The 22,463-nt window shown below is 69.4% G+C and carries 17 protein-coding genes, 1 tRNA gene, 1 rRNA gene and 1 pseudogene; 10 read left to right on the plus strand and 10 right to left on the minus strand.

Annotated features, from left to right (window positions below; genetic code table 11):
- The 4 genes and pseudogenes from rrf to DDF62_RS26285 form a co-directional block, all read left to right on the plus strand.
- Positions 1–92, plus strand: a 5S ribosomal RNA gene (gene rrf, locus DDF62_RS17775); the annotation flags it as partial.
- A gap of 66 nt (positions 93–158) precedes the next feature.
- A tRNA-Met gene (locus tag DDF62_RS17780) sits at positions 159–235 on the plus strand.
- Between the two features lie 248 nt (positions 236–483).
- Positions 484–687 (plus strand): annotated as a pseudogene (locus DDF62_RS26280) (cold-shock protein); the annotation flags it as partial.
- Between the two features lie 126 nt (positions 688–813).
- Entirely contained in the window at positions 814–1,008 is a 195-nt protein-coding gene (locus DDF62_RS26285; protein ID WP_233245359.1) for a cold-shock protein, read from the plus strand.
- Positions 1,009–1,163: 155 nt separating this feature from the next.
- Here the strand turns inward: DDF62_RS26285 and DDF62_RS17790 are convergent, their stop codons facing one another.
- Positions 1,164–3,467: an NADP-dependent malic enzyme gene (locus DDF62_RS17790; protein WP_116490343.1), complete on the minus strand. Its 2,304-nt coding sequence runs from the start codon at positions 3,465–3,467 to the stop codon at positions 1,164–1,166.
- 411 nt (positions 3,468–3,878) lie between these two features.
- On the opposite strand from DDF62_RS17790, the gene uraH reads away from it, so the two are divergent.
- The 5 genes from uraH to guaD all read left to right on the plus strand — a co-directional run bounded on the left by uraH (position 3,879) and on the right by guaD (position 10,483).
- Positions 3,879–4,226, plus strand: coding sequence for a hydroxyisourate hydrolase (gene uraH, locus DDF62_RS17795; protein ID WP_116490344.1), 348 nt, complete (start codon positions 3,879–3,881; stop codon positions 4,224–4,226).
- 1 nt (position 4,227) lies between these two features.
- The gene (gene xdhA, locus DDF62_RS17800; RefSeq protein WP_116490345.1) at positions 4,228–5,706 is read left to right on the plus strand and encodes a xanthine dehydrogenase small subunit; all 1,479 of its coding nucleotides are present in this window, start codon (positions 4,228–4,230) and stop codon (positions 5,704–5,706) included.
- Positions 5,699–8,029 (plus strand): xanthine dehydrogenase molybdopterin binding subunit, encoded by a 2,331-nt coding sequence (xdhB, locus tag DDF62_RS17805; protein WP_116490346.1) that lies wholly within the window; start codon positions 5,699–5,701, stop codon positions 8,027–8,029. The genes xdhA and xdhB overlap by 8 nt, the downstream gene beginning before the upstream one ends.
- 161 nt (positions 8,030–8,190) lie before the next feature.
- Positions 8,191–9,213: a xanthine dehydrogenase accessory protein XdhC gene (xdhC, locus tag DDF62_RS17810; protein WP_116490651.1), complete on the plus strand. Its 1,023-nt coding sequence runs from the start codon at positions 8,191–8,193 to the stop codon at positions 9,211–9,213.
- Positions 9,200–10,483 carry a guanine deaminase gene (gene guaD, locus DDF62_RS17815; RefSeq protein WP_116490347.1) on the plus strand — a complete coding sequence of 428 codons (1,284 nt, stop codon included), beginning with the start codon at positions 9,200–9,202 and terminating at the stop codon, positions 10,481–10,483. The genes xdhC and guaD overlap by 14 nt, the downstream gene beginning before the upstream one ends.
- A 269-nt stretch (positions 10,484–10,752) precedes the next feature.
- Here the strand turns inward: guaD and DDF62_RS17820 are convergent, their stop codons facing one another.
- The 5 genes from DDF62_RS17820 to DDF62_RS17840 form a co-directional block, all read right to left on the minus strand.
- The gene (locus DDF62_RS17820) at positions 10,753–11,721 is read right to left on the minus strand and encodes a nucleoside hydrolase (RefSeq protein WP_116490348.1); all 969 of its coding nucleotides are present in this window, start codon (positions 11,719–11,721) and stop codon (positions 10,753–10,755) included.
- Positions 11,722–11,864: 143 nt separating this feature from the next.
- Positions 11,865–14,045 carry a TonB-dependent receptor gene (locus DDF62_RS17825; RefSeq protein WP_116490349.1) on the minus strand — a complete coding sequence of 727 codons (2,181 nt, stop codon included), beginning with the start codon at positions 14,043–14,045 and terminating at the stop codon, positions 11,865–11,867.
- Positions 14,046–14,263: 218 nt separating this feature from the next.
- Complete coding sequence (gene hpxZ, locus DDF62_RS17830; RefSeq protein WP_116490350.1) at positions 14,264–14,665, minus strand: oxalurate catabolism protein HpxZ; 402 nt, start codon at positions 14,663–14,665, stop codon at positions 14,264–14,266.
- A complete protein-coding gene (locus DDF62_RS17835) occupies positions 14,662–16,050 on the minus strand; it encodes an AtzE family amidohydrolase (RefSeq protein WP_116490351.1) in 1,389 nt (462 codons plus the stop codon). Before DDF62_RS17835 ends, hpxZ begins: the two co-directional genes overlap by 4 nt.
- A complete protein-coding gene (locus DDF62_RS17840; RefSeq protein ID WP_116490352.1) occupies positions 16,047–16,256 on the minus strand; it encodes an AtzG-like protein in 210 nt (69 codons plus the stop codon). Before DDF62_RS17840 ends, DDF62_RS17835 begins: the two co-directional genes overlap by 4 nt.
- A 248-nt stretch (positions 16,257–16,504) precedes the next feature.
- Between DDF62_RS17840 and DDF62_RS17845 the strand changes: the two genes are divergently transcribed.
- A complete protein-coding gene (locus DDF62_RS17845; protein ID WP_116490353.1) occupies positions 16,505–17,452 on the plus strand; it encodes an acetamidase/formamidase family protein in 948 nt (315 codons plus the stop codon).
- 226 nt (positions 17,453–17,678) lie between these two features.
- Here the strand turns inward: DDF62_RS17845 and DDF62_RS17850 are convergent, their stop codons facing one another.
- From DDF62_RS17850 to DDF62_RS17865, 4 genes are all read right to left on the minus strand, one after another.
- Entirely contained in the window at positions 17,679–18,239 is a 561-nt protein-coding gene (locus DDF62_RS17850; protein ID WP_116490354.1) for a TetR/AcrR family transcriptional regulator, read from the minus strand.
- Positions 18,236–18,583, minus strand: a complete 348-nt coding sequence (locus tag DDF62_RS17855) for a DMT family transporter (protein ID WP_116490355.1) — start codon at positions 18,581–18,583, stop codon at positions 18,236–18,238. Before DDF62_RS17855 ends, DDF62_RS17850 begins: the two co-directional genes overlap by 4 nt.
- A gap of 209 nt (positions 18,584–18,792) precedes the next feature.
- On the minus strand, positions 18,793–19,404 hold the full coding sequence (locus tag DDF62_RS17860) for a TetR/AcrR family transcriptional regulator (RefSeq protein WP_116490356.1): 612 nt from the start codon (positions 19,402–19,404) through the stop codon (positions 18,793–18,795).
- Positions 19,405–19,524: 120 nt separating this feature from the next.
- Positions 19,525–22,437, minus strand: coding sequence for a TonB-dependent receptor (locus DDF62_RS17865; RefSeq protein WP_116490652.1), 2,913 nt, complete (start codon positions 22,435–22,437; stop codon positions 19,525–19,527).
- Between the last annotated feature and the right edge of the window lie 26 nt (positions 22,438–22,463).

Genomic DNA, 22,463 nt, shown 5'->3' on the forward strand with positions numbered 1-22,463 from the left:
CCCACCCGATCCCATTCCGAACTCGGTCGTTAAGTCCCCCTGGGCCAATGGTACTTCGTCTCAAGGCGCGGGAGAGTAGGTCGCCGCCAGGTCCGCTAAAAGGATGCATCCAGCAAAGATAGCAAAGTCCAGAACCCTACTCACGATTATACCCCTGCCGCGGGGTGGAGCAGCCCGGTAGCTCGTCAGGCTCATAACCTGAAGGTCACAGGTTCAAATCCTGTCCCCGCACCCAAATCTTCCGCAGGCGCACGCAAGGTCGATACGGTCCGTATCGGCCTTTTTTCACGCCCGCATTTACCACTCATAGTGGTATTTTGGCGACAGGCGGGCCTCCGCGCGCGAATTTTTATGGCCAGCAGCCGCTTCCCGTCGATATTCTCCGTGCAAAGGCCATAGCGCGTGCCGCAGTTTTGCGTCATGAGTTGCTGTGGAAGGACGCGGGCCGGCAATTGGCCCGTCGATTGAGGTTTTGAGGATAAGATGGCGAACGGTGTCGTTAAGTGGTTCAACCCGGCCAAGGGCTTTGGCTTCATTCAGCCCGAGGACGGCGGCCAGGACGTGTTCGTCCACATCGCCGCGGTTGAACGTTCGGGCCTGTCGGGCCTGAACGAAGGCGATCAAGTGGCTTATGAGCTGGAAGAGGACCGCCGCTCGGGCAAGACCTCGGCCGGCAACCTGCGTGTGACCGGCCACGGGGCCGCTCCGGCCGGCGGCGCTCCGCGTCGTCCGCAACGCAGCTTCGACGCCCCGCGTGGCGGCGGCTACGGTGGCGGCGGCGGTGGCGGCACCGGCGAAGCCGGTACGGGCGTCGTGAAGTGGTTCAACAGCACCAAGGGCTTCGGCTTCATCCAGCCGGACAACGGCGGCGGCGACATCTTCGTGCACATCTCGGCCGTCGAGCGCGCCGGCCTGCGCGGCCTGAACGAAGGCCAGCAAGTCGGCTACGAGCTCGAGCAGGACCGCCGCTCGGGCAAGACCTCGGCCGGCAACCTGCGCATCCTCTAAGCTTCGATCGGCATCGATCCACGCGGTCGACGCCTGAAGCCTGAATGCAAGAAGGCCCCGCTGGGGCCTCCGTCATCTCGCGATGGCTGGAGGCTCCGGCGGGGCCTTTTCGCGTTCCGAAGTCCCCCGGCGACCAAGGCCGCCGGGGGAGGGGATCAGAGCCCTTGCGCCGCGGCGCGCTCGGCGGCGGCCTGGTTCACGGCGAGAGCCGTCATGTTGACGATGCCGCGGGCGGTGACGCTGGGCGTCAGCACGTGCACCGGCCGGCTCATGCCCAGCAGGATCGGGCCGACCAGCAGGGCCTCGGTGGCGGCCGTCAGCAGGGTCAGGCTGATATTGGCCGCGTCCAGGGTCGGCATGACCAGGAGGTTGGCCGAGCCCTTCAGGGTGCTGTCGCCGACCAGGCGGTCGCGCAGAGCCTGGGAGAGGGCGGCGTCGGCGTGCATCTCGCCGTCGACCTCGAGCTCCGGCGCGGCGGCGCGCACCATCGACAGGGCCTCGCGCATCTTGCGGGCGGTCGGCGAGTTGCTGGCCCCGAACGAGGAGTGCGACAGCAGCGCGGCTTTCGGCGTCAGGCCGAAGCGACGCACCGACTCGGCGGCGAGCATGGTCATCTCGGCGATCTGCTCGGCGGTCGGCTCGACATTGACGTGGGTGTCGCAGAAGAACAGCGTGCCGTTGTCGAGGATCAGCGACGACATGGCGTAGACCCGGCCGACGTTCTCGCGCTTGGGGATGATCGGCAGCACGTAGGTCATGTGCTGCCACCAGTCGCCGCTGCCGCCCACCAGGGCCGCGTCGACCTGGCCGGTCTGCAGCAGCATCGAGGCGGCCACCGTGCGACGGCCCTCGACGCGGCGCTTGGCGGCCAGGGGCGGCACGCCGCGGCGGCCGACGAGGTTCTGGTACTGGCCGACGATCGGCTCGAACACCGCGTGGTCGGCCAGCGGGTCGAGGATCTCGACCGAGCCGCCCAGGTCCAGGCGTAGGCCCATCTCGGCGACCTTGGCCTTGATGACGTCACGGCGGCCGATCAGCACTGGCGCGGCCAGGCCGTCGTCGACCACGGTCTGCACGGCGCGCAGGACGCGCTCGTCCTCGGCCTCGGCGTAGGCGACGCGGACCTTGGCGGCCTTGGTGGCCTTGCGGGCGCGCTCGAACACCGGACGCATCAGCTGGCCCGAGCGGTAGACGAACAGCTCCAGCTCGGCGCGGTAGGCGTCGAAGTCCTCGATCGGCCGGGTGGCGACGCCGCTGTCCATGGCCGCGCGGGCCACGGCCGGGGCGATCTGCAGGATCAGGCGCGGGTCGAAGGGCTTGGGTATGATGTACTGGGCGCCGAACATCGGCGCCGCGCCGCCATAGGCCGATGCGACGACTTCACTGGCTTCCGCGCGGGCGAGCTCGGCGATGGCCTCGACGGCCGCCACCTTCATGGCCTCGTTGATCTCCGAGGCGCCGACGTCGAGCGCGCCGCGGAAGATGAACGGGAAGCACAGGACGTTGTTGACCTGGTTGGGATAGTCGCTGCGGCCGGTGGCCATGATGGCGTCGGGCCGCGCGGCCTGCACCAGTTCGGGCAGGATCTCCGGGTCCGGGTTGGCCATGGCCAGGATCAGCGGCTTTTCGGCCAGCAGCGGCAGCCATTCGGGCTTGAAGACGCGCGGGGCCGACAGGCCCAGGAAGATGTCGGCGCCCGGCAGCACGTCGGGCAGGGTGCGCGCGTCGGTCGGACGGGCGTAGCGGGCCATGTTCTCGGGCATGTCCGGATCACGGCCGGCGTGGACCACGCCCTTGATGTCGGTGAGGGTGACGTTCTCGACCGGCAGGCCCATCGACACCAGCAGGTCGACGCAGGCCAGCGCGGCGGCGCCGGCGCCCGAGGTGACCAGCTTGACGTCCTTCAGCTGCTTGCCCTGGACGAGCAGGGCGTTGCGGACGGCAGCGGCGCAGACGATGGCGGTGCCGTGCTGGTCGTCGTGGAAGACCGGGATGTTCATCCGCTCGCGCAGGGCGCGCTCGATGACGAAGCACTCCGGGGCCTTGATGTCTTCCAGGTTGATGCCGCCGAAGGTGGGCTCGAGCGCGGCCACCACCTCGATGAAGCGGTCGGGATCCTTGGCGTCGACCTCGATGTCGAAGACGTCGATGCCGGCGAACTTCTTGAAGAGGACGGCCTTGCCTTCCATCACCGGCTTGGAGGCCAGCGGACCGATGTCGCCCAGGCCCAGAACGGCGGTGCCGTTGGAGATCACGGCCACCAGGTTGCCGCGGGCGGTGTAGTCGCGGGCCAGGTCCGGATCCTCGGCGATGGCCACGCAGGGGGCGGCGACGCCGGGGGAATAGGCCAGGGCGAGGTCGCGCTGGGTGGCCATCCGCTTGGTGGCCTCGATCTGCAGTTTTCCGGGCCGCGGCAGCCGGTGATAGTCCAGGGCGGCTTTACGGAAATCCTCGTCCATCGTCGATCCTTCGCGGGTGTTCTGCGCAGCGCTGTGAAAGCGGGCCGTCTTTTCGCGCTCGTCTCGGGGGAGGGAGCGCTCGCGGTCCGTCTGGGCGTGTAGCTACCGGGGTTGGCCGTGCATTTCCAACCTTACGCAGCGTCCAGGGCCCATTTTTTGCGATTCTGCGGCCTTGGCGCTGCGGTCGGGCGGCGTGTGGACGACCTGCGGTCGAGCGCTGGTAAGTAATAAAAGACTTATATACGCTCAATCGGCGGGCGCGGGGCGCCGCTTGGCTGGGCGAAGCGGCCGGGTGACGGCGCCGGAAAGTCGGCGACGCTGGACAGCCGGCGCGGGCGGTTCCAGCCTTCGGGGGAAGGCGAAAGAGCGTATGATGACCACCACACCGCAGGGCGCGAGGAAGCAAGAGCGATGAGCGGCCTGACGACCCATATCCTCGACACCGCCGCCGGCCGCCCGGCCGCAGGGGTGGCGGTGCGCGTCTTGCGCCGGATCGAAGGGCCGCCGGTGCTGCTGCTGGCGACAACCACCGATGCCGACGGCCGTGCGCGGCTGGTCGAGGGCGAGGCCCTGGAGGTCGGCGGCTATCGCCTGGAATTCGAGGTCGCCGCCTATTTCGCCGCCAGCGGGGCCAAGGTCTCGGACCCGCCGTTCCTCGACGTGGTGACCATCGACTTTTCCGTGGCCGACGCGGGCCAGCACCACCACGTGCCGCTGCTGATGTCGCCGTTCGGCTATTCCACCTATCGAGGCAGCTGAGATGGGCGGGACCATCCGTTTTCTGCTGGACGGCGAGGTGCGGGAGGCGGCGGGTGTCGATCCGACGACCACGCTGCTGGAGCACCTGCGCGGACCGCTGCGGCGGACCGGGACCAAGGAAGGCTGCGCCGAGGGCGACTGCGGCTCGTGCAGCGTACTGGTGGGCGAACTGACCACCGGCGACGACCTGGATCCGGTGAACTGGCGGGCCGTCAACGCCTGCATCCAGCTGCTGCCGATGCTGGACGGCAAGGCGGTGATGACCGTCGAGAGCCTGGCGACCCAGACCGTGGCGGGATGCGCGGGCAGACCGCATCCCGTGCAGCAGGCGATGATCGACAAGCACGGCTCGCAATGCGGCTTCTGCACGCCGGGCATCGTCATGTCGCTGTACGGCCGGGCCGTCGGCGCCTGCGGGGCGGGGGCGCCGGTCGAGGACGTGCTGGCGGGCAACCTCTGCCGCTGCACCGGCTATGGGCCGATCCTGGACGCCGCCCGCGAGGTGGTGCGCGAGCCCGCGCCGGACGTGGCCGCGCCGCTGAAGGCGATCCAGCGCCAGGCCATGCTGACCCTGGCCCACGAGGATCCGGTGCGCGGCGTCACCCGCCGCTGGCTGGCGCCGCGCAGCCTGGCCGAGCTGGCCGCCGCCGCCGAGGCCAATCCCGACGCGGCCTTCGTGGCCGGGGCCACGGACGTCGGCCTGTGGGTCACCAAGCTGAGAAAGCCGCCGCAGACCCTGATCGACATCGGCCGCGTGCCGGAACTGAAGACCATCGGCCGGGTGGGCGATGCTTTGCGGATCGGCGCGGGCGTGCGCTATGTCGAGGCCATCGAGACCCTGAGCGCCCGCTATCCGGGCCTGTCCGACATGATGCGGCGGCTGGGTTCGACCCAGGTGCGCAACAGCGGCACGATCGGCGGCAACATCGCCAACGGCTCGCCGATCGGCGACATGCCCCCGGCCCTGATCGCGCTGGGCGCGCGGCTGGTGCTGCGCCGGGGCGAGCAGGTCCGCGAAATCCCGCTGGAGGACTTCTTCATCGCCTACGGCAAGCAGGACCGCCAGCCGGGCGAGTTCGTCGAGGCGGTGATCGTGCCGCGCGGTCCGGCGGGCCAGATCTTCAAGGTCTACAAGCTGTCCAAGCGCTTCGACCAGGACATCTCGGCCGTCTGCGCCGCCTTCGCCGTCACCGTGGTCGACGGGGTGGTGATCGAGGCGCGCGTGGCGTTCGGCGGCATGGCCGGCACCCCCAAGCGGGCCGACGCCTGCGAGGCGGCGCTGATCGGTTCGCCCTGGACGCGCGAGAGCGTCGAGGCGGCGGCCGCCAGGCTGGACGAGGACTATACGCCGCTGTCGGACATGCGGGCCTCGGCCGCCTATCGCGCCACGACGGCGCGCAACCTGCTGCTCCGCGCCTTCATCGAAAGCGCTGAGCCCGGCGTGGCGACCAGCGTGCTGGCGGAGGCGGCCCATGGCTGACTCAGGCGCTTCGGTCAAAGTCACTCCGTTCCAGGGCGTGCACGCCTCGGTTCCGCACGACAGCGCCCTGCGCCACGTGACGGGCACGGCGATCTATGTCGACGACCTGCCCGAGCCGGCCGGCATGCTGCACGTGCACCTGGGCATGAGCACCCGGGCCCATGCGCGGATCGTGTCGATGGACCTGTCGGCCGTGCGCGCCTCGCCCGGCGTGGTGCGGGTGCTGACCGCCGATGACATTCCCGGCGAGAACGACGTCAGCCCCGTGATCCACGACGACCGGCTGTTCGCGACGGGCGAGGTCTATTGCGTGGGCCAGAGCCTGTTCGCGGTGGCCGCCACCTCGATCGCCGCGGCCCGCGCCGCCGCGGCCAAGGCCGTGGTCGCATACGAGGACCTGCCGGCGGCGATCACCATCGAACAGGCCCAGGCGCTGGACCTGAGGATTGAGGCCAGCCAGCGCATGGCGCGCGGCGATGCGGCCGCCGCGCTGGAGGCCGCGCCCAACCGTATCCAGGGCAAGTTCGCGATCGGCGGCCAGGACCACTTCTATCTGGAGGGGCAGGCCTCGCTGGCCACGCCACGCGAGGAGGGCGACGTCCACGTCTGGTGCTCCACCCAGCATCCGACCGAGGTGCAGCACCTGATCGCCCGCGTGCTGGGCCGGCCCGACCACGCCGTGACGGTGGAGGTGCGCCGCATGGGCGGCGGCTTCGGCGGCAAGGAGACCCAGGCCTCGCTGTTCGCGGCGGCCGCCGCCCTGGTCGCGGTCAAGACCGGCCGTCCGGCCAAGTGCCGCCCGGATCGCGACGAGGACATGGTCATGACCGGCAAGCGGCATGACTTCGAGGTCGGCTACGACGTCGGCTTCGACGATCAGGGGCGGCTGGAAGGGATCCGGCTGGAGCTGGCCTCGCGCTGCGGGGCGACGACGGATCTGTCGCCGGCCATCAACGACCGGGCGATGTTCCACGCCGACAACGCCTACTACCTGCCGGCGGTCGAGATCGTCTCGCACCGCTGGCGCACCCACACCGTCTCCAATACCGCCTTCCGGGGCTTTGGCGGTCCGCAGGGCATGGCGGCGATCGAACGGGTGATGGATGCGGTGGCGCAGGCGGCCGGGCTCGACCCGCTGGAGGTGCGCCGCCGCAACCTCTATGGCGGCAGCCATAACCTGACGCCCTACTACCAGGTGGTGGAAGACAACGTCGCGCCGCAGCTGATCGAGGAACTGGCCAGGTCCTGCGACTACGAGGCCCGCCAGAAGGCGGTGGACGCCTTCAACGCGGCCAATCCGATCCTCAAGAAGGGCCTGGCCCTGACGCCGGTGAAGTTCGGGGTGTCGTTCACGACCACGCACCTGAACCAGGCCGGCGCGCTGATCCACATCTATGCCGACGGTTCGATCATGCTGAACCACGGCGGCGCCGAGATGGGGCAGGGGCTCTATATCAAGGTCGCCCAGGTGGCGGCGGAGGCGTTCCAGGTTCCGCTCGACCGCGTGAAGATCACCTCGACCACCACCGACAAGGTGCCCAACACCTCGGCCACGGCCGCCTCGTCGGGGGCCGACCTCAACGGCATGGCGGTGCTGGACGCGGCGGGCAAGTTGAAGGGGCGCCTGACGGCCTTCGCCGCCGAGAAGTGGGGCGTGGATCCCTCGCAGGTGGCCTTCACGCCCGAGGGGGTGAAGATCGGCGGCGAGACGGTGAGCTTCCCGGACTTCTGCAGGCAGGCCTATCTGGCGCGAATCTCGCTGTCGGCCACCGGCTTCTACGCCACGCCCAAGATCGCCTACGACCGCAAGACCCATCGCGGACGGCCGTTCTACTATTTCGCCTATGGCGCGGCCTGCAGCGAGGTGGTCATCGACACCCTGACCGGCGAGACCAAGGTGCTGCGCGCCGACATCCTGCACGACGTGGGCCGCTCGCTGAACCCGGCCATCGACCTTGGCCAGGTCGAGGGCGGCTTCATCCAGGGCATGGGCTGGCTGACGACGGAAGAACTGGTCTACGACGCCAAGGGCGTGCTGAAGACCCACGCCCCCTCGACCTACAAGATCCCGACGGCGGGCGACCGGCCGCGCGTGCTGAACGTCAAGCTGTGGGAGCCCGGCCGCAACGCCGAGCCGACCGTCCACCGCTCCAAGGCCGTGGGCGAGCCGCCGCTGATGCTGGCGATCTCGGTGTTCAGCGCCATCACCCGGGCGGTGGCGTCGGTGGGGGATCATCGGGTGATGCCGAACCTCGACGCGCCGGCGACGCCGGAGGCGGTGCTGATGGCGGTGGAAGACGTGCGGAGGCGGGCTGGTGGGTGAGGTCGCTTTCGCTTCTTCAAACCTCTCCCAAGGGGAGAGGGAGGGGCCCGCCGCGCAGCGGTGGGAGGGTGAGGGGGTAAACCGCTCGCCGTCGAAACCCCTCACCCTCCCACGCCTGACGGCGTGGGCCCCTCCCTCTCCCTGTGGGAGAGGTTGAATTGTTGGCCACCCACAAGAACTGGGCCCGCGCGGCCCTGTCGCGGCTCGACGCCGACGACCATGCCGCCCTGGTCACAGTGCTCGCCACCGAAGGCTCGGCGCCGCGCGAGGCGGGGACCAAGATGGTGGTCTGGGAGGGCGGCCAGTCGGGCACGATCGGCGGCGGCAATCTGGAGCACCAGGCGACCAGCCAGGCGCGGCGGATGCTGACCGGCTCGCAGGCGGCCTTCGCGATCCAGGACTATCCGCTGGGCCCGCTGCTGGCCCAGTGCTGCGGCGGCCGGGTGCGGCTGATGATCGAGCGGGTCGAGGCCGCCAGCCGCGACTGGCTGACCGAGGCCGCGCGGCGGATGGACGCCGACCAGCCGTTCGAGCTGCGCACCCGTTTCGACCCGGGCCTCTTGACCAAGACCATCGCCCCGATCGCGGCCCTGGACGCCGATCCGCCGGCCGTCCGCCTGGGCGGGGCGCCGGCCGCCGCGCGTGGCGCGCGCCCGGACCTCGGCGATGAACTGGTCGAGCGCAGCGAGGCGCCCCGCCGGCCGCTGCTGCTGTTCGGCGCCGGCCATGTGGGCCAGGCGATCGCCCGGGCCTTCGCGCCGCTGCCGTTCAAGCTGTTCTGGTACGACAGCCGGCCCGAGGCGGCGGAGATTCCCGGCGTCGTCGTGCGCGAGCCGGCCGAGCTGGCCGCCCTGGCGATGGGCGCGACGCCGCAGGCTTACGGCCTGGTCCTGACCCACGACCATGCTCTGGACTACGCCCTGGCCTCGGCCGGGCTGGCCGGCGGCGGCTTTTCCTATCTCGGCCTGATCGGGTCGAAGACCAAGCGGGCGCGGTTCATGCATCGGCTGCGCGACGACGGCTTTTCCGAATTGGCGCTGAACCGCCTGACCTGCCCGATCGGCCTGCCGGGGCTGAAGAGCAAGGCGCCCGAGGTGATCGCCGTCTCGGTGGCCGCCGACCTCTTGATGCGGCTGGAAGCCGCCCAGGCCAGTAACGACGAGGGGTTTCGTGCAAGCGTATAGGGCGTCGATCCTCCACCTGACCGGGGATCCGACGGAGAACGGGAAGGCCGTGGCCTTCCACGAGGACGGCCTGCTGGTCGTCGACGACGGACGGGTGGTCGCGTGCGGCGACCACGCGGCGTTGGCGGCCGACCATGCCGATGTTCCGGTCGAGGACCTGACCGGCCACTGGATCACGCCGGGCTTCATCGACACCCACATCCACTTCCCGCAGGTCGACATCATCGCCGCCCATGGCGCGCAGCTGCTCGACTGGCTGGAGCAGCACACCTTCCCGGCCGAGGCGGCCTTCGCCGATCCTGTCCACGCCCGCGAGACGGCGAGCTTCTTCGTCGACGAACTGCTGCGCAACGGCACCACTACGGCCCTGGTGTTCGGCTCGGTGCACAAGGGATCGGTCGACGCCCTGTTCGCCGAGGCGCTGTCGCGCGACATGCGGCTGATCGCCGGCAAGGCGCTGATGGACCGCAACGCCCCGCCGGGCCTGACCGACACGGTCGAGGGGGCGCGGGCCGACATGCGGGCGCTGATCGCCGACTGGCACGGCAAGGGACGGCTGGGCTACGCGGTCACGCCGCGCTTCGCCATCAGCTGCACCGACGCTCAGCTGGAGATGGCCGGGCAGGTGCTGGCGGAAAATCCCGGCGTCTGGATGCAGACCCACCTGTCGGAGAACCCGCGCGAGATCGTCGAGACCGCCGAGTTGTTTCCCGGCGCGAGCGATTACCTCGACGTCTACGAACGGTTCGGCCTGGTGCAGAAGCGTTCGGTGTTCGCTCACTGCGTCCATTTGCAGGGCGAGGCGTTCCAGCGGCTGGCGGCCAAGGACGCGGCGGTGTCGTTCTGCCCGACCTCGAACCTGTTCCTGGGCTCGGGCCTCTTCCCGCTGCCGACCGCCTGCCAGCACGGGGTGAAGGTAGGCATCGGCACCGATGTCGGGGCCGGCACGACCTTCTCGATCCTCCACACCCTGGGCGAGGCCTACAAGGTGGGCCAGCTGCGCGGCCAGGCGCTGGATCCGTTCCACGCGCTGTACCTGGCCACGCTGGGTGGGGCGCGGGCGCTGGATCTCGACGACCGCATCGGCAACCTGGCGCCCGGCAAGGAGGCCGACTTCCTGGTGCTGGACCTGGCCGCGACGCCGCTGTTGGAGCGCCGGCTGAAGGCGGCGAAGGGGCTGGAGGACAGGCTGTTCGCGCTGACCGTGCTGGGCGACGACCGGGTGGTGGCGCGGACGTACTTGGCGGGCGTGGAGCGGTGGCGGCGGTGAGGCCATGCGTCCTTCGAGGCCCGCTCGCGCGGGCGCCTCACGATGAGGATGCAGGCTCGAGAATGTCCTCATCCTGAGGTGCGAGGCGAAGCCCAGCCTCGAAGGACGCAGGATGTTTCAGTCTCAAGGAACCTCCCCCCCCTGGGGGAGGTGTCGCCGAAGGCGACGGTGGGGGGACGTTGTCAACTTCCGCGGACTTGGCCGAGCTCGCCAAGAACTCCCCCCCGACCGCTGCGCGGTCGCCTCCCCCAGAGGGGGAGGTTCTTTTCTTACGACCCCACCACCCCGTTCATCGTCCGCGCATAGAGCGCCAGCAGGCGTTCGGCGTCCACGGCGATGGCGGCGCTGTGGATCGGCTGATCGTCCCAGGCCGAGGGGCCGAAGAGTTCGCCTTCGACCTTCTGCAGGGTCTGGCCCAGCGCGATGCCTTCGGTGACCACGCGGACCGAGCCGCGGCGGACTTCGAACAGGGTCTCGTCGATGACATAGGCCACGGCGGCGGCGTCGTGGACGCAGCAGCCGACGATGCCGTCGCGGCCGCCGTAGAAGGCCGCATAGGGCTTGGAGATGGCGTTGAGGAACGCACCCGCCGGACCGGCCGAGGCTTCCAGGGCCTCCATGAAGTCCGGCGTCATGATCACCTGGGTGGTGACGTCCAGGCCGATGACGGCGACGTGCCAGGGGGCGGTGAAGACGCGGTCGGCCGCTTCCGGGTCGTTCCAGATGTTGGCTTCGGCCACCGGCGTGACGTTGCCCGGCTTGCCGGCGACGGCGAAGGCGCCGCCCATGATCACCACGCCCTTGAGCAGGGTCGCCACTTCCGGATCGGCTTCCAGCGCCAGGGCCAGGTTGGTCAGCGGACCGACGGCCACCAGGGTGATTTCGCCGGGATTGGCGCGGGCCAGGTCGATGATCGCCTGGTGGGCCGGCTTGGCTTCCGGCTCGGCGGCGACCAGGCCGGTCAGCTCGACGTCGCCCAGGCCGTTCTCGCCGTGCACGAAGGTGGGCGAGGGGTTGCGCGGGCGGACGAGCGGCTTGTCCGTGCCCTTGTAGATCGGGGCGGTCAGGCCGAAGCGCTGCTTCAGATAGAGGGCGTTGCGGGTGGTGGTGTCGATGTCGGCGTTGCCGAACACGGTCGTCACGGCCACCAGGTCGAGCGCCGGGCTGGCCTCGATGAACAGCAGGGCCATGGCGTCGTCGATGCCGGGATCGGTGTCGAAGATGATCTTGGTCGTCATCGGTCTTCTTGTCTGCGAGCCCGGCGGAAGGCCGGGAAAGCCGACGACCTTAGCCGCCCGACGCGGCGCGGGCATGTCAAAACGACAACGGCCCGGGCGTTTTTCAACGCCCGGGCCGCCGTTTGCTTCAAGCTTTCGTTCGCTTAGCGGCGGGCGCTCAGCGAGATGCCGACCACGCGCGGCTCGTTGACGAAGCCGGTCAGGTTGTTGAAGTCGATGCCGCCGCGCAGGTTCACCTCGTTGGTGATGTTGCGGGCGAACACGGCCACTTCGTACGCGCCGTCGGTGCGGGCGTAGCCCAGCTTCAGGCCGCCTTCGAAGGTGTCCTTGCTGTTGAACTCCTTGCTCTCGTAGAGGAAGAGGTTCGTGTAGCCCTGACGGAACCAGTCGGTTTCGGCGAAGAGTTCGCCGTTCGCGCCGACCGGCACGTTGTAGCGGGCGCCGAAGTTCAGAATGTATTCCGGCGCGTTCGGGAACGGGTTGCCATTGACCAGGGCCTGACCGGCGGTGTTCAGCGGATCGGTCACGGTGCACTGGGCGCAGACGGCCACGGCCAGGCCCGAGTCCTTGATCTTGGTGTGGCTGTAGCTGTAGCCGGCGGTGACCAGCAGGTTCGAGGTCACCTTCCACTCGCCGTCGAGTTCGACGCCGTAGGCCTCGCCCTTCTTGGCGTTGATCAGGCGGTTGGAGTTGCTGCCGCCGCCGACCGCGCTGAACTGCGGGTCGTCGATGGTGTAGGTGAACACCGCGCCGTTCAGGCGGACGCGACGTTCGAACAGCTCGCTTTTGACGCCGGCTTCCCACGACAGGATGGTTTCCGACTGCGCGACCGAGGCCGGGCTGCCGAAGGCGATGTCGCGGCCCTGGATCGACGGGCCGCGGAAGCCGCGGGCCACCTTGCCGTAGACGCTGACGTCGTCGTTGACGGCGTAGAAGGCCGACAGGTCCCAGCTGGCCTGGCTGTCGGAGACCGACACCGGGGCCGAGGCGCCGAACGGCGAGGACAGGACTTCCATGTCCTTGTCGTCGTCGGTCCAGCGCACGCCGGCGGTGACCTTCAGGGCGTCGGTGACCTGATAGGTCCCTTGGCCGAACACGGCCCACGAGGTGTTCTTGTGCTCCAGGGTGCTGGGGGCGACGAAGAACGGGTTGGTCGAGACGGTGAAGGCCGACTTGAAGTAGTAGGCGCCGACCTGCCAGGCCAGCTTGCCGTCGGTGTCGCTGGCCAGGCGGATTTCCTGGGTGACCTGGTCGAGGTCGCCGATGGAGTCCTGGGTGTCGGAGTCGAACGGGATGAAGCCCGGGCCGACGCCGGCCACGCCGCCGTCGATGTCGCCGCGGCTGCGGCCCTTGGCGGTTTCGTAGGCGCTGATCGAGGTCAGCTTCACGCCGCCGAAGTCGTGGTCGATCTTCAGCGAGACGCCGGTCGAGTCATACTCCTGCGGGTTGTTGGCGCCGCCGTTGTAGCTGACCTTGTCGCGGTCGAAGTTCGAATTGATCTTGTTGCTGCCGGCCGTGAGGATGTTGGCGCGGAAGACCGCCGCGGTGCCGTCCAGCGAACGGGTGTGGGCGATGGCCAGGATCGAGGTGTCCTCGGTCGGGGTGGCCAGGATCTGCAGGCGGGCGGCCTTTTCGTCATAGCCGCCGAGCGCGTCCTTCACGCCGGTGAAGGCGTTGTCGATGTAGTCGTCGCGGTGCTGGTACAGGGCCGAGGCGCGGACGGCCAGCTTGCCCGGGACGATGGCGCCGCCGACGCCGCCTTCGAAGGTGGCCGAGCCGTACGAGCCGTAGGTGGCCGCGCCGTTGGCGCGGAAGTCTTCGCTGGGCTTTACCGTGTCGAACTTGACGATGCCGGCGGTGGTGTTGCGGCCAAACAGCGTGCCTTGCGGGCCGCGCAGGACTTCGACCTGCTCGACGTCATAGACCGGCGAGCTCTTGAGCACGACGTTCTCGAGGACGACGTCGTCCATGATCACCGACACCGGCTGCGAGGCGGCCAGGTCGAAGTCGGCGTTGCCCAGGCCCCGGATGTAGAAGCGCGGGGCGGCGCGGCCGTTGGAGCTTTCGATGTAGAGGCCGGGGACGCGGCTCGACAGGGCCAGCACGTCCTCGCCGGCGGCGAAGATCGAGGCCAGCTTCTCGCCCGAGACGGCGGCGACGGAGACCGGCACGTCCTGGATGTTTTCCGAGCGCTTCTGTGCGGTGACGATCACGTCGTCGAGGGCGACGGCCGCGTCCTGGGCGAAGGCCGGGGCCGCGACGGCGGCGGCCAGCAGGAGAGCGCCGAACGCGGCGCCCGAGCGCAGCTTGGCTTGATTGGTCATGTCGAAATCCCCTTCGAACACCGGTGGAGGAGCCGGTTGCGGGGTGCAATGCACAATGGCGTCGCCGAAATCAAAAGGCTTGATGACGACTCGGTATCGACTCCGTGAAGTTTGTTCTGGGGCTGTCACTATTTGACCACGCTGCGACAAGGGCGCCCAAAACTAGGTCATAAGTCAGGACATACTTACTTATTGTCCTTGGTCGGAACGTCTGGCGCTTACTGTGCAAGGCGTTGGTCGGCGCCGCCCTGAAGCAGCGAGACGTGCGCGGACACGATTTTCCAGCCGTTTTCGGTGCGCAGCCAGGTCTGGCTCTGGCGGCCGGGCTGTTTTGCCCCGGTTCTGAGGAATTCGACGTTGGCGATCGCGAAATCGCGCCCAAAAGTGGTGATTTCGGTCCGCAGGCGCTCGCGCAGCGGCGAGCCGCCGGTCCGTCCGATTCGAAAGGCGGCGATCTCTTCGAAGCCGTAGAGGTTCTCGGCGACGCCGTAGCGGACGGTTTGCGGCGCGTCACGGAAGAAGCCGTCCAGCGCCTCGACGTCGTTGGTCATCAGGGCGGTCTCGTAGGCGTCGACGGCGGCGGTGACTTCGGCCAGCGCCTCGGGGTCGTTGATGATCATGCCTTGAACTCCGCAGGGCGATGGGCGGCGATCACCCCGGCGCGCTCCAGGCGCAGGGCGGCGGCGAAGGCCAGGTCCTCGCGCCAGGTCGGCGCGATCAGCTGCACGCCGACAGGCGGCTTGCCGGGGCGGTTCACGGGCGCGGCGATCACCGGCAGGCCGATACAGCTGATCGGCTGGGTGTAGGCGCCCAGCGTCTTGCGCACCGAGACCTGCGCGCCGGCCAGTTCCATGGTCGCCTGGCCGATCGGCGGGGCCGGGCAGGGCGCGACGGGGGCGAGCAGCAGGTCGAAGTCTTCGAACAGCCTGCGGGCCGCGTCGCGGAAGACGGGGCGATAGCGGCGGGCGGCGTCGGCGACTTCGCCCGGCAGCAGGGCGCCGGCCAGCAGGCGGTCGCGAACGGCCGGATCGTAGTCGAGGGCGCGGGCGGCCAGATCATCGAAGTGCAGGTGGCCGCCCTCCAAGGCGCTCATGGCGAAGGCGGCGGCGCGGGCGGCCTGGGCGCCGGGCAGTTCGACGTCGCGGCGGGCCTGCAGGGCGTCGGCGACGATCTCCAGCGCCTCGACCACCTCGGGGAAGGCGCCTTGCTGGAACCAGCCGCCTAGCACGCCGACGCGCAAGGGACGATCGGCCAGGGCGTCGAGGCGCCCCGACAGCGGATCGGCGACCGGCGGCGACAGCTCGTCGCGCGGGTCGGGCCCCTGCAGGGCGTCGTAGGCGACGGCGAGGTCGGCGGCCGTGCGCGCGAACGGGCCGATATGGTCCAGGCTATGGACGAAGGGGAAGGTCCCGGCCCGCGACAGCCTGCCCAGGGTGGGCTTCATGCCGAACACGCCGCACAGGCCGGCGGGAATGCGGATCGAGCCGTTGGTGTCCGAGCCCAGGGTCAGGGGAACGATGCCGCCGGAGACGGCGGCGGCCGATCCGCCCGACGAGCCGCCGGCGATGCGGGCCGGGTCGTGCGGATTGCGGGTGGGGCCGTCGTGGGCGTTCTCGGTGACGAAGCCGTAGGCGAACTCGTCCATGTTCAGCGCCCCGACCAGCACCGCGCCGGCCGCCTTCAGCCGGGCGACGGCGGTGGCGTCGGCGACAGCGGGGCTCGCGTCGCGGCGGATCTTGCTGCCGGCCAGGGTGACGTGGCCGGCCACGTCGAACAGGTTCTTGACCGCGAAGGGCACGCCGGCCAGCGGGCCCAGGTCGACGCCGGCGGCGAAGGCGGCGTCCACGGCGTCGGCCTGGGCCAGGGCCTCGGCCTCGAACACGGCGGTGAAGGCGTTGAACGGTTCGGCCCGGGCGGCGGCGAGCGCGCGCTGCGCGATCTGGCGGGCGGTGGCCTCGCCTTCGCGCTGGGCCCGGCCCAGGTCCTGGATGGTGTCGAAGCTCATGGCTCGAACGCCTCGACCGGAGAGGCCGGATCGGTCAGGCCCGCGAACAGCGCGGTCTGGTCGCGCAGCAGGGCGAGGTTCTCGGCGACGCCGGCGCGGCAGCTTTCGGGAACGGGCAGGCCAAGCTCGGCGCTGCGGCGATCCAGATAGGCGGCGACCTTGGCGTCGGTGAGGTTTTGGAAGGCCGACAGATCGCCGCCCGACATGGGAAGTCACTCACGCTAGGAAGTAATTGAATACTTCATAGCCAGCTGACGATAACGCCGCCAGCACGGGTTTTTCAAGCGCTTAAGCTGAGCCGATCGCCTGCCGAATGCGCGACGCTGGTGCAGTTGGCGCCCAGGCGGGAGGCAGGTTTCGCAAAGCAGGGCGCGAGCGGAGGCCTGCGCTTCGTTCCAGCGGCGGCGCGGCCGGAGACTGGAGGCCGTTTCAAGCCTTCGGTCCCCGCTTCGCCATGCACCACCACCTCGCCTCCACCCCGCAAACCGTCCGCTTCGGCATCTTCGACGCGGCCTTCGATCCGGTCCTGACCGTCCAGCCGGGCGACAGCGTCACCTTCGACTGCGTGTCCGGCGGACCCGAGGTGATGCCGGGGCCGGAGTCGTGGCTGACCATCCCGCCGGCCTTGCAGGCGATCCACGACGCCAGGATCGACCGGATCGGGCCGCACATTCTCACCGGACCCGTGGCCATCGCCGGGGCCGAGCCGGGCGACACACTGGAGGTGCGCATCGAGGCGGTGGAGCCCAACAACGACTGGGGCTACTGCGCGGTGCGGCCGCTGGCCGGCACGATCCCGGAGGACTTCCCCGACCGCTATGTCAGCCACATCGCCGTCGACAAGGCGCGCGGCGTCTGCAAGCCGGAGTGGGGGCCGCAGCTGCCGCTGCGCCCGTTCTTCGGCACCATGGGCGTGGCCCCGCCGGCCAGGTATGGGCGCCTGTCCAGCCGCGAGCCGCGCGAGCACGGCGGCAACATGGACAATAAGGAGCTGGGCGCCGGCGCGACCCTGTTCCTGCCGGTCTGGGTTCCGGGCGCCAACTTCTCGGCCGGCGACGGCCACGGCCGCCAGGGCGACGGCGAGGTCTGCGTCAACGCCCTGGAGATGGGCCTGACCGGGACCTTCGGCTTCATCCTGCACAAGGCGGCCGACATCGGCGTCGCGACCTGGCCGCGGGCCGAGACGCCGACCCACTACATCGTCATGGGTTTCAACGAGGACCTGGACCTGGCCATGAAGCAGGCCCTGCGCGGCATGATCGACTTCATCTGCGCCCGCTCGGCCCTGACCCGCGTGCAGGCCTACCAGTTCTGCTCGCTGGCGGTGGACTTCCGGGTGACCCAGACGGTGAACGGCGAGAAGGGCGTGCACGGCATGCTGGAGAAGGGCGTGCTGTTCTGATGCGGATCGGCCTTCTCCCAGAGGGAGAAGGGGGGGCGCAGGCGTGGGAGGATGAGGGGTTACGCCGCCGGCCGGTGTTCCGGCGCGCCGTCCTCGGCTCCTAACCCCTCACCCTCCCAGGCTGGCGCCTGGGCCCCTCCCTCTCCCTCTGGGAGAGGGGCGGATCGCGCCATCTCGTCTGGTTCGCTCGCCAGCAGCGCCCAGTGGGTGCGGAAGAAGCCCATCCTCAAGCCTCCCGGGTCATGGCGATGAGGCGGGTCTGCAAGGCGTCGGGAGACTCGGTCCCAGGATCGCCGTCGTGCAGCACGCGGGCGAACCAGTAGCCGTCGGCGGCCAGGCGCACGACGTGCAGGCGCGGGTCGGAATCGGTGTCGGCGTGGCGCACGAGGCGCGCGTCGATCCAGGTGCGCCAGCGGCGGCGCAGGGCCGGGTCGGTGACCATCGAGATGGTCAGGGCCTGGCCGCTCAGCGCCTGGTCGCAGCACTCGAAGGTCGAGACCACATAGGCGCGGGTGAACGATCCGTGGCCGCCCTCGTCCTGCGCCATCAGGCGGTCCAGGGCCTCTTCCATCTGCTCGAGCATGAAGTCGAAGACGGCGTCGATCAGGGCCTGCTTGTTCCCGAAGTGATGGAACAGCCCGCCCTTGGTGACGCCGGCGCGGTCGGCCACCGCCTGGACGGTGATGCCGCCCAGGCCCTGCTCCTCGGCCAGGGCGACGGCGGCGTCCAGCAGGGCGCGGCGCACCTGCTCGGGCTGCTTGGGGCGGTTGTAGGCGGTGGTGTTCATCCGTGCCCCAGGGTGCGCGAGAACAGTTGGGCGACGACCACGCCGCTGACGATCAGGCCGATGCCGATCATCGCCGGCAGGTCGAGCATCTGGCGGAAGAGCACCGCGCCGATGATCGCGGTCAGCACGATCCCGACCCCGCTCCAGATGGCGTAGGCGACGGCCAGCGGCATGTGCTTGAGCGCGATCGACAGCAGGAAGAAGGCCAGGGCGTAGAGGCCGGCGGTGGCCAGGCTGGGCAGCAGTTTCGTGAACTGCTCGGACTTCTGCAGGAAGGTGGTGCCGGCCACCTCGGCGGCGATGGCGCCGGCGAGGAAGGCGTAGGCGGAAGCGGGGACGGACACGCGGGGACCTCGGACTGGGAGGTTTGTAAGATACCGTCTGGTTGGTTTGTTTTCAAGCGTGCGTAGAGACCCTCTCCCCGAAGGGGGAGGTGTCGGCGAAGCCGACGGAGGGGGATGTGACTGCGGGTGCGGATAGGGCTGCTGAATTCAGCAGGGACTTCCCCCTCCGGCCCTTCGGGCCACCTCCCCCTTCAGGGGGAGGGTCTTGGCTACAGCCCCAGCAGCCGCCTCACCACGAACTCCAGCATGGTCGGCGTCAGCGGGCGGCGGGTGGCCTGGTTGTTGAGGGCCAGGCCGCTGAGGGTGTCGATCACCAGGTCGGCGTCGGTGTCGGCGGGGATCTCGCCGCGGGCGATGGCGCGTTCGACGACCTGGCGGTTGTAGGCCCGGCGGCGCAGGAAGTCCTCCTGGCCGTTCTGGAACAGCTCGGGCCGCACGCGGCTCTCGGCGATCAGGAAGCTCATGCACGGCCCGACGACGGGGTCGTTGTAGAGGTCGAGCATGGCCTGGCCCAGCGCCACGAGGTCGGCGACGACGTCGCCGGTGTCGGGCAGGGTCTCGAACAGGAAGGCCTCGTTGAAGGCCTCGCCCACGGCCTGCATCGGCGTGGCCCAGCGGCGATAGAAGGTGGCGCGCGGGGCGCCGGCCTTGTCGCAGATCTTCTCCAGGGTCAGGCCCGACATGCCGTGCTGGGCCAGCACCTCCAGCGCCGCGCGCTTGAGGCGCTTTTCCACCTCGGGGTCGCGCGGGCGGCCGGGGCCCCGGCGCTTGGCGGGCGGTTCGGTGGGCGTTGCCGAGGGCGGGCCGGGCTCGAAGTCCATGGCCGCAACCTAGAGCGTATTTGCGAACGATGGTCAAAAAAAGCGGCGCATCCGGGGAGGATGCGCCGCCAAAACCGCATGGCGCTGGGAAGGTCGGCCACGCGAAACGTATGAAGGTGGTCAGAACTTGCCGCGGATCCCGAGCATGATCTGGCGGCCGGGCTGGTAGTAGGTGTAGGCGGCGCTGTCCCACTGGAACGGGCTGCGCTGGGCCTCCTCGGTGATGTTGATGACGTCGAGGCTGACGCGCGGCTGGGTCGGCAGCTTGTCGAACTGGTAGCTGGCCGACAGGTCCCACTGGCCGCGGGCGTCGGTGTTGATGGTGGCGACCGGAATGCCGTTCTGGCCGGGGCCCGACGAGATCTGGGCGTCGTTCCAGACGTAGGACAGCCGCACCGTGGCCCCGTGCTTCTCGTAGTAGCCGGTGACGTTGTAGGTCCACGGCGAGATGCCTACGGCCTGGGCCGGGGCGCCATTGCCGCGCGCGTTCTGCTCCACATGGGTGGCGTTGGCGGTGAAGCCGGCGCCGTCGATCAGGAAGTCCAGCGGCTGCACCCAGGTGACTTCCTGGCCCAGGATGGTCAGCACGCCGTCGGCGTTGATCTGCTGCTGCACGGTGACCGTCGCCGCGGCCGGGCCGCCGCGGTTGTTGATCGCCTGCTGCTGAAGGTTGGTCAGCTGGTCGAAGGGCACGCCCAGCTGGCTGAACGGGATGGTGTTGGTCCCGTTGACGGTGAAGCCGGTAAGTTCCTTGCGGAACAGGGCCACGCCGATATAGCCGGCGCCGCCGGTGTACCACTCGCCGCCGATGTCGAAGTTGTTGGACGTGTAGGGTTGCAGGTTCGGATTGCCCTGGTTGGCCTGCTGGGCCGAGGGATCGGCGAAGGTGGTGCCCGGCAGCATGGCGCTGGGGTTGGGGCGGGTGACGGTGCGCGAGGCCGAGGCGCGCAGGATCAGGTCCTCGCGCAGGTTCCAGGCGACGTTGAACGACGGCAGCAGGCCGTCGTAGTTGCTGGTCCGCGACAGGAACGACAGCACGCCGTTGACGGTCTGCGGCCCCTCGATCGTCTGGTCGGTCGAGTAGTAGCGGGCCCCCAGGTTGAAGCGCAGGTCGCGGTCCAGCACCTGGGTCGCGCCGTTGACCTCGACATAGGCGCCGGTGGTCTTCTCGCGGATCAGGCCCGAGGCCGCGCCGGTGGCGGCCGCCGCCGAGAACGGGGCGCTGTCGAGGAAGGCCTGGTAGTTGCTGTCGGCGAAGAACCGGTCCTTGTCCAAGGTGATGAACCCCAGCGGACCCTGCTTGATGTAGCTGGCCAGGTTGGCCTGCGGGATGGCCGAGCCGGCGCGGCCGTCGCAGGCCGGGACCGGGGCGGGAACCGGGCTCTGCGGCGTCACCCCGCCGCCGCCGCAGGTGAAGGCCTGCCAGCGGGCGGAGTTGTCGAGCGCGGTGATCGTGCGGCCGACGTCGTCATAGGCCACGCCGAACTTGAAGTTGGTCCCCTTGTCGTCGCCCAGGGTCAGGTCGAAGTGGGCGCCCTTGGTCTGGGTGACGCGCTTTTCGGCCTGCACGTTGACGCGGCCGCCGGCCCACACCCAGCCTAGCGCCGGATCGTTGAGGTCCTTGTTGGCCTTGATCGACGGATAGTCGCCGCCGCCGTTGGCGTAGGTGACGTTCAGGCCCGAGTTCAACGGGGTGTTGAACAGCACGGTCGGCGCCTCGCGGAAGAAGACGCTGCGGCTCCAGTTCACCTGGCCGTCCAGCTTGATCCAGTCGTTGGGTCGCCAGGTGAAGCCGGGATTGAGGTTCAGGACCTCGACGTCCTCCTCGTAGGGGCGGTACTCGAGGAAGAACTGCGAGTTCAGGAACGTGCCCTCGGTGACCACGCCCTCGCCGTTCACCTTCACGCCCACCGGGACCATGAAGTTGGAGTTGCGCACCACCCAGTTCATGTCGATGCGCTCGAACGATCGGCTGCCCTTGGAATAGAGGGTGTCGAAATAGACGTTCAACTGGTCGTTGGGGCGCCATTCGGCCGACAGCACGTAGGAGTCGCGGTCGCGCTCGCCCGACGACCAGGAGTCTCGGCCAAGGCGCGGCAGCTGGGCGTCCGACAGCTGTTGCAGGGTCGTGCCGGGGTTCAGCGCGGCCAGCAGGGCGTTGTCGATGGTCTGGCCGGGCGTCAGGCCGTTGGAGGCGACGCCGGCCGGCACGGTGGAGGCCCAGTTGAAGTTGTTGCCGCCGGTGACGTTGCAGCCGGTGCAGGTCATGTTGGCGTTCGACCAGCCGACGCTCTCGAAGCCGGTGGTGGTGCTCTTGGTGCGGGCGATGGCGACGCCGCCCAGCAGGCCGAAGTCGCCGATCGGGGTCTCCCAGGTCTTCGAGGCGATCAGCGAGCCGCGCGGGCTGATGTCGTCGGCCTGGTTGTTCTTGCCGGCCTGCAGCGAATAGATCAGCTGGCCGCCTCCCTTATAGTCGAAGGGGCGGGCGCTGCGCATGTTGACCACGCCGGCGACGCCGCCCTCGACCATGCCGGCCGTCGGGGTCTTGTGCACGTCCAGCCGGGTGAAGAGCTCGGTGGGGAAGAGGTCGAGGTCGACCTCGCGGTTCTGGTTCTGGCTGTCGGTGCGGCCCGACGAGGCCACCGCGATCTGCGAGCCGTTCAGCAGGATCTTGGTGAAGTTGGTGCCCAGGCCCCGGATGGTGACGTTCAGCCCCTCGCCGTTGATCTCGCGGGTCAGCTGGACGCCGGGGATGCGGTTGAGGGACTCGGCGATGTTGAGGTCGGGGAACTTGCCGATGTCCTCGGCGAAGACGGAGTCGGTGAAGGCGACGCTTTCCCGTTTCGCGTTGGTCGCGTCGGCCAGGCTCTTGCGATAGCCGGTGACGACGACCTCCTCGACCGCGTCGGGCTCGGCGGCCTGCGGCGCGGGCGCCGTCTGGGCCAGGGCCGGCAGGGCGACGAGGGCGGTGGTCAGGCAAGTGGCCCCGATCAGGACCTGGCGGATTCCGCGCGTGCGGTGGCTGGACGACATCATTCACTCCCCTGGCGCTTGTGGCT

It is taken from the genome of Caulobacter radicis (assembly GCF_003094615.1).
Lineage (GTDB): Bacteria > Pseudomonadota > Alphaproteobacteria > Caulobacterales > Caulobacteraceae > Caulobacter > Caulobacter radicis.

What these genes read in the sequence shown, in the direction of transcription:
- DDF62_RS17790 (WP_116490343.1), bottom strand. Translation starts at nt 3,467, where the DNA reads ATGGACGAGGATTTCCGTAAAGCCGCCCTGGACTATCACCGGCTGCCG.
- uraH (WP_116490344.1), top strand. Translation starts at nt 3,879, where the DNA reads ATGAGCGGCCTGACGACCCATATCCTCGACACCGCCGCCGGCCGCCCG.
- xdhA (WP_116490345.1), top strand. Translation starts at nt 4,228, where the DNA reads ATGGGCGGGACCATCCGTTTTCTGCTGGACGGCGAGGTGCGGGAGGCG.
- xdhB (WP_116490346.1), top strand. Translation starts at nt 5,699, where the DNA reads ATGGCTGACTCAGGCGCTTCGGTCAAAGTCACTCCGTTCCAGGGCGTG.
- DDF62_RS17820 (WP_116490348.1), bottom strand. Translation starts at nt 11,721, where the DNA reads ATGACGACCAAGATCATCTTCGACACCGATCCCGGCATCGACGACGCC.
- DDF62_RS17825 (WP_116490349.1), bottom strand. Translation starts at nt 14,045, where the DNA reads ATGACCAATCAAGCCAAGCTGCGCTCGGGCGCCGCGTTCGGCGCTCTC.
- hpxZ (WP_116490350.1), bottom strand. Translation starts at nt 14,665, where the DNA reads ATGATCATCAACGACCCCGAGGCGCTGGCCGAAGTCACCGCCGCCGTC.
- DDF62_RS17835 (WP_116490351.1), bottom strand. Translation starts at nt 16,050, where the DNA reads ATGAGCTTCGACACCATCCAGGACCTGGGCCGGGCCCAGCGCGAAGGC.
- DDF62_RS17840 (WP_116490352.1), bottom strand. Translation starts at nt 16,256, where the DNA reads ATGTCGGGCGGCGATCTGTCGGCCTTCCAAAACCTCACCGACGCCAAG.
- DDF62_RS17845 (WP_116490353.1), top strand. Translation starts at nt 16,505, where the DNA reads ATGCACCACCACCTCGCCTCCACCCCGCAAACCGTCCGCTTCGGCATC.
- DDF62_RS17850 (WP_116490354.1), bottom strand. Translation starts at nt 18,239, where the DNA reads ATGAACACCACCGCCTACAACCGCCCCAAGCAGCCCGAGCAGGTGCGC.
- DDF62_RS17860 (WP_116490356.1), bottom strand. Translation starts at nt 19,404, where the DNA reads ATGGACTTCGAGCCCGGCCCGCCCTCGGCAACGCCCACCGAACCGCCC.
- DDF62_RS17865 (WP_116490652.1), bottom strand. Translation starts at nt 22,437, where the DNA reads ATGTCGTCCAGCCACCGCACGCGCGGAATCCGCCAGGTCCTGATCGGG.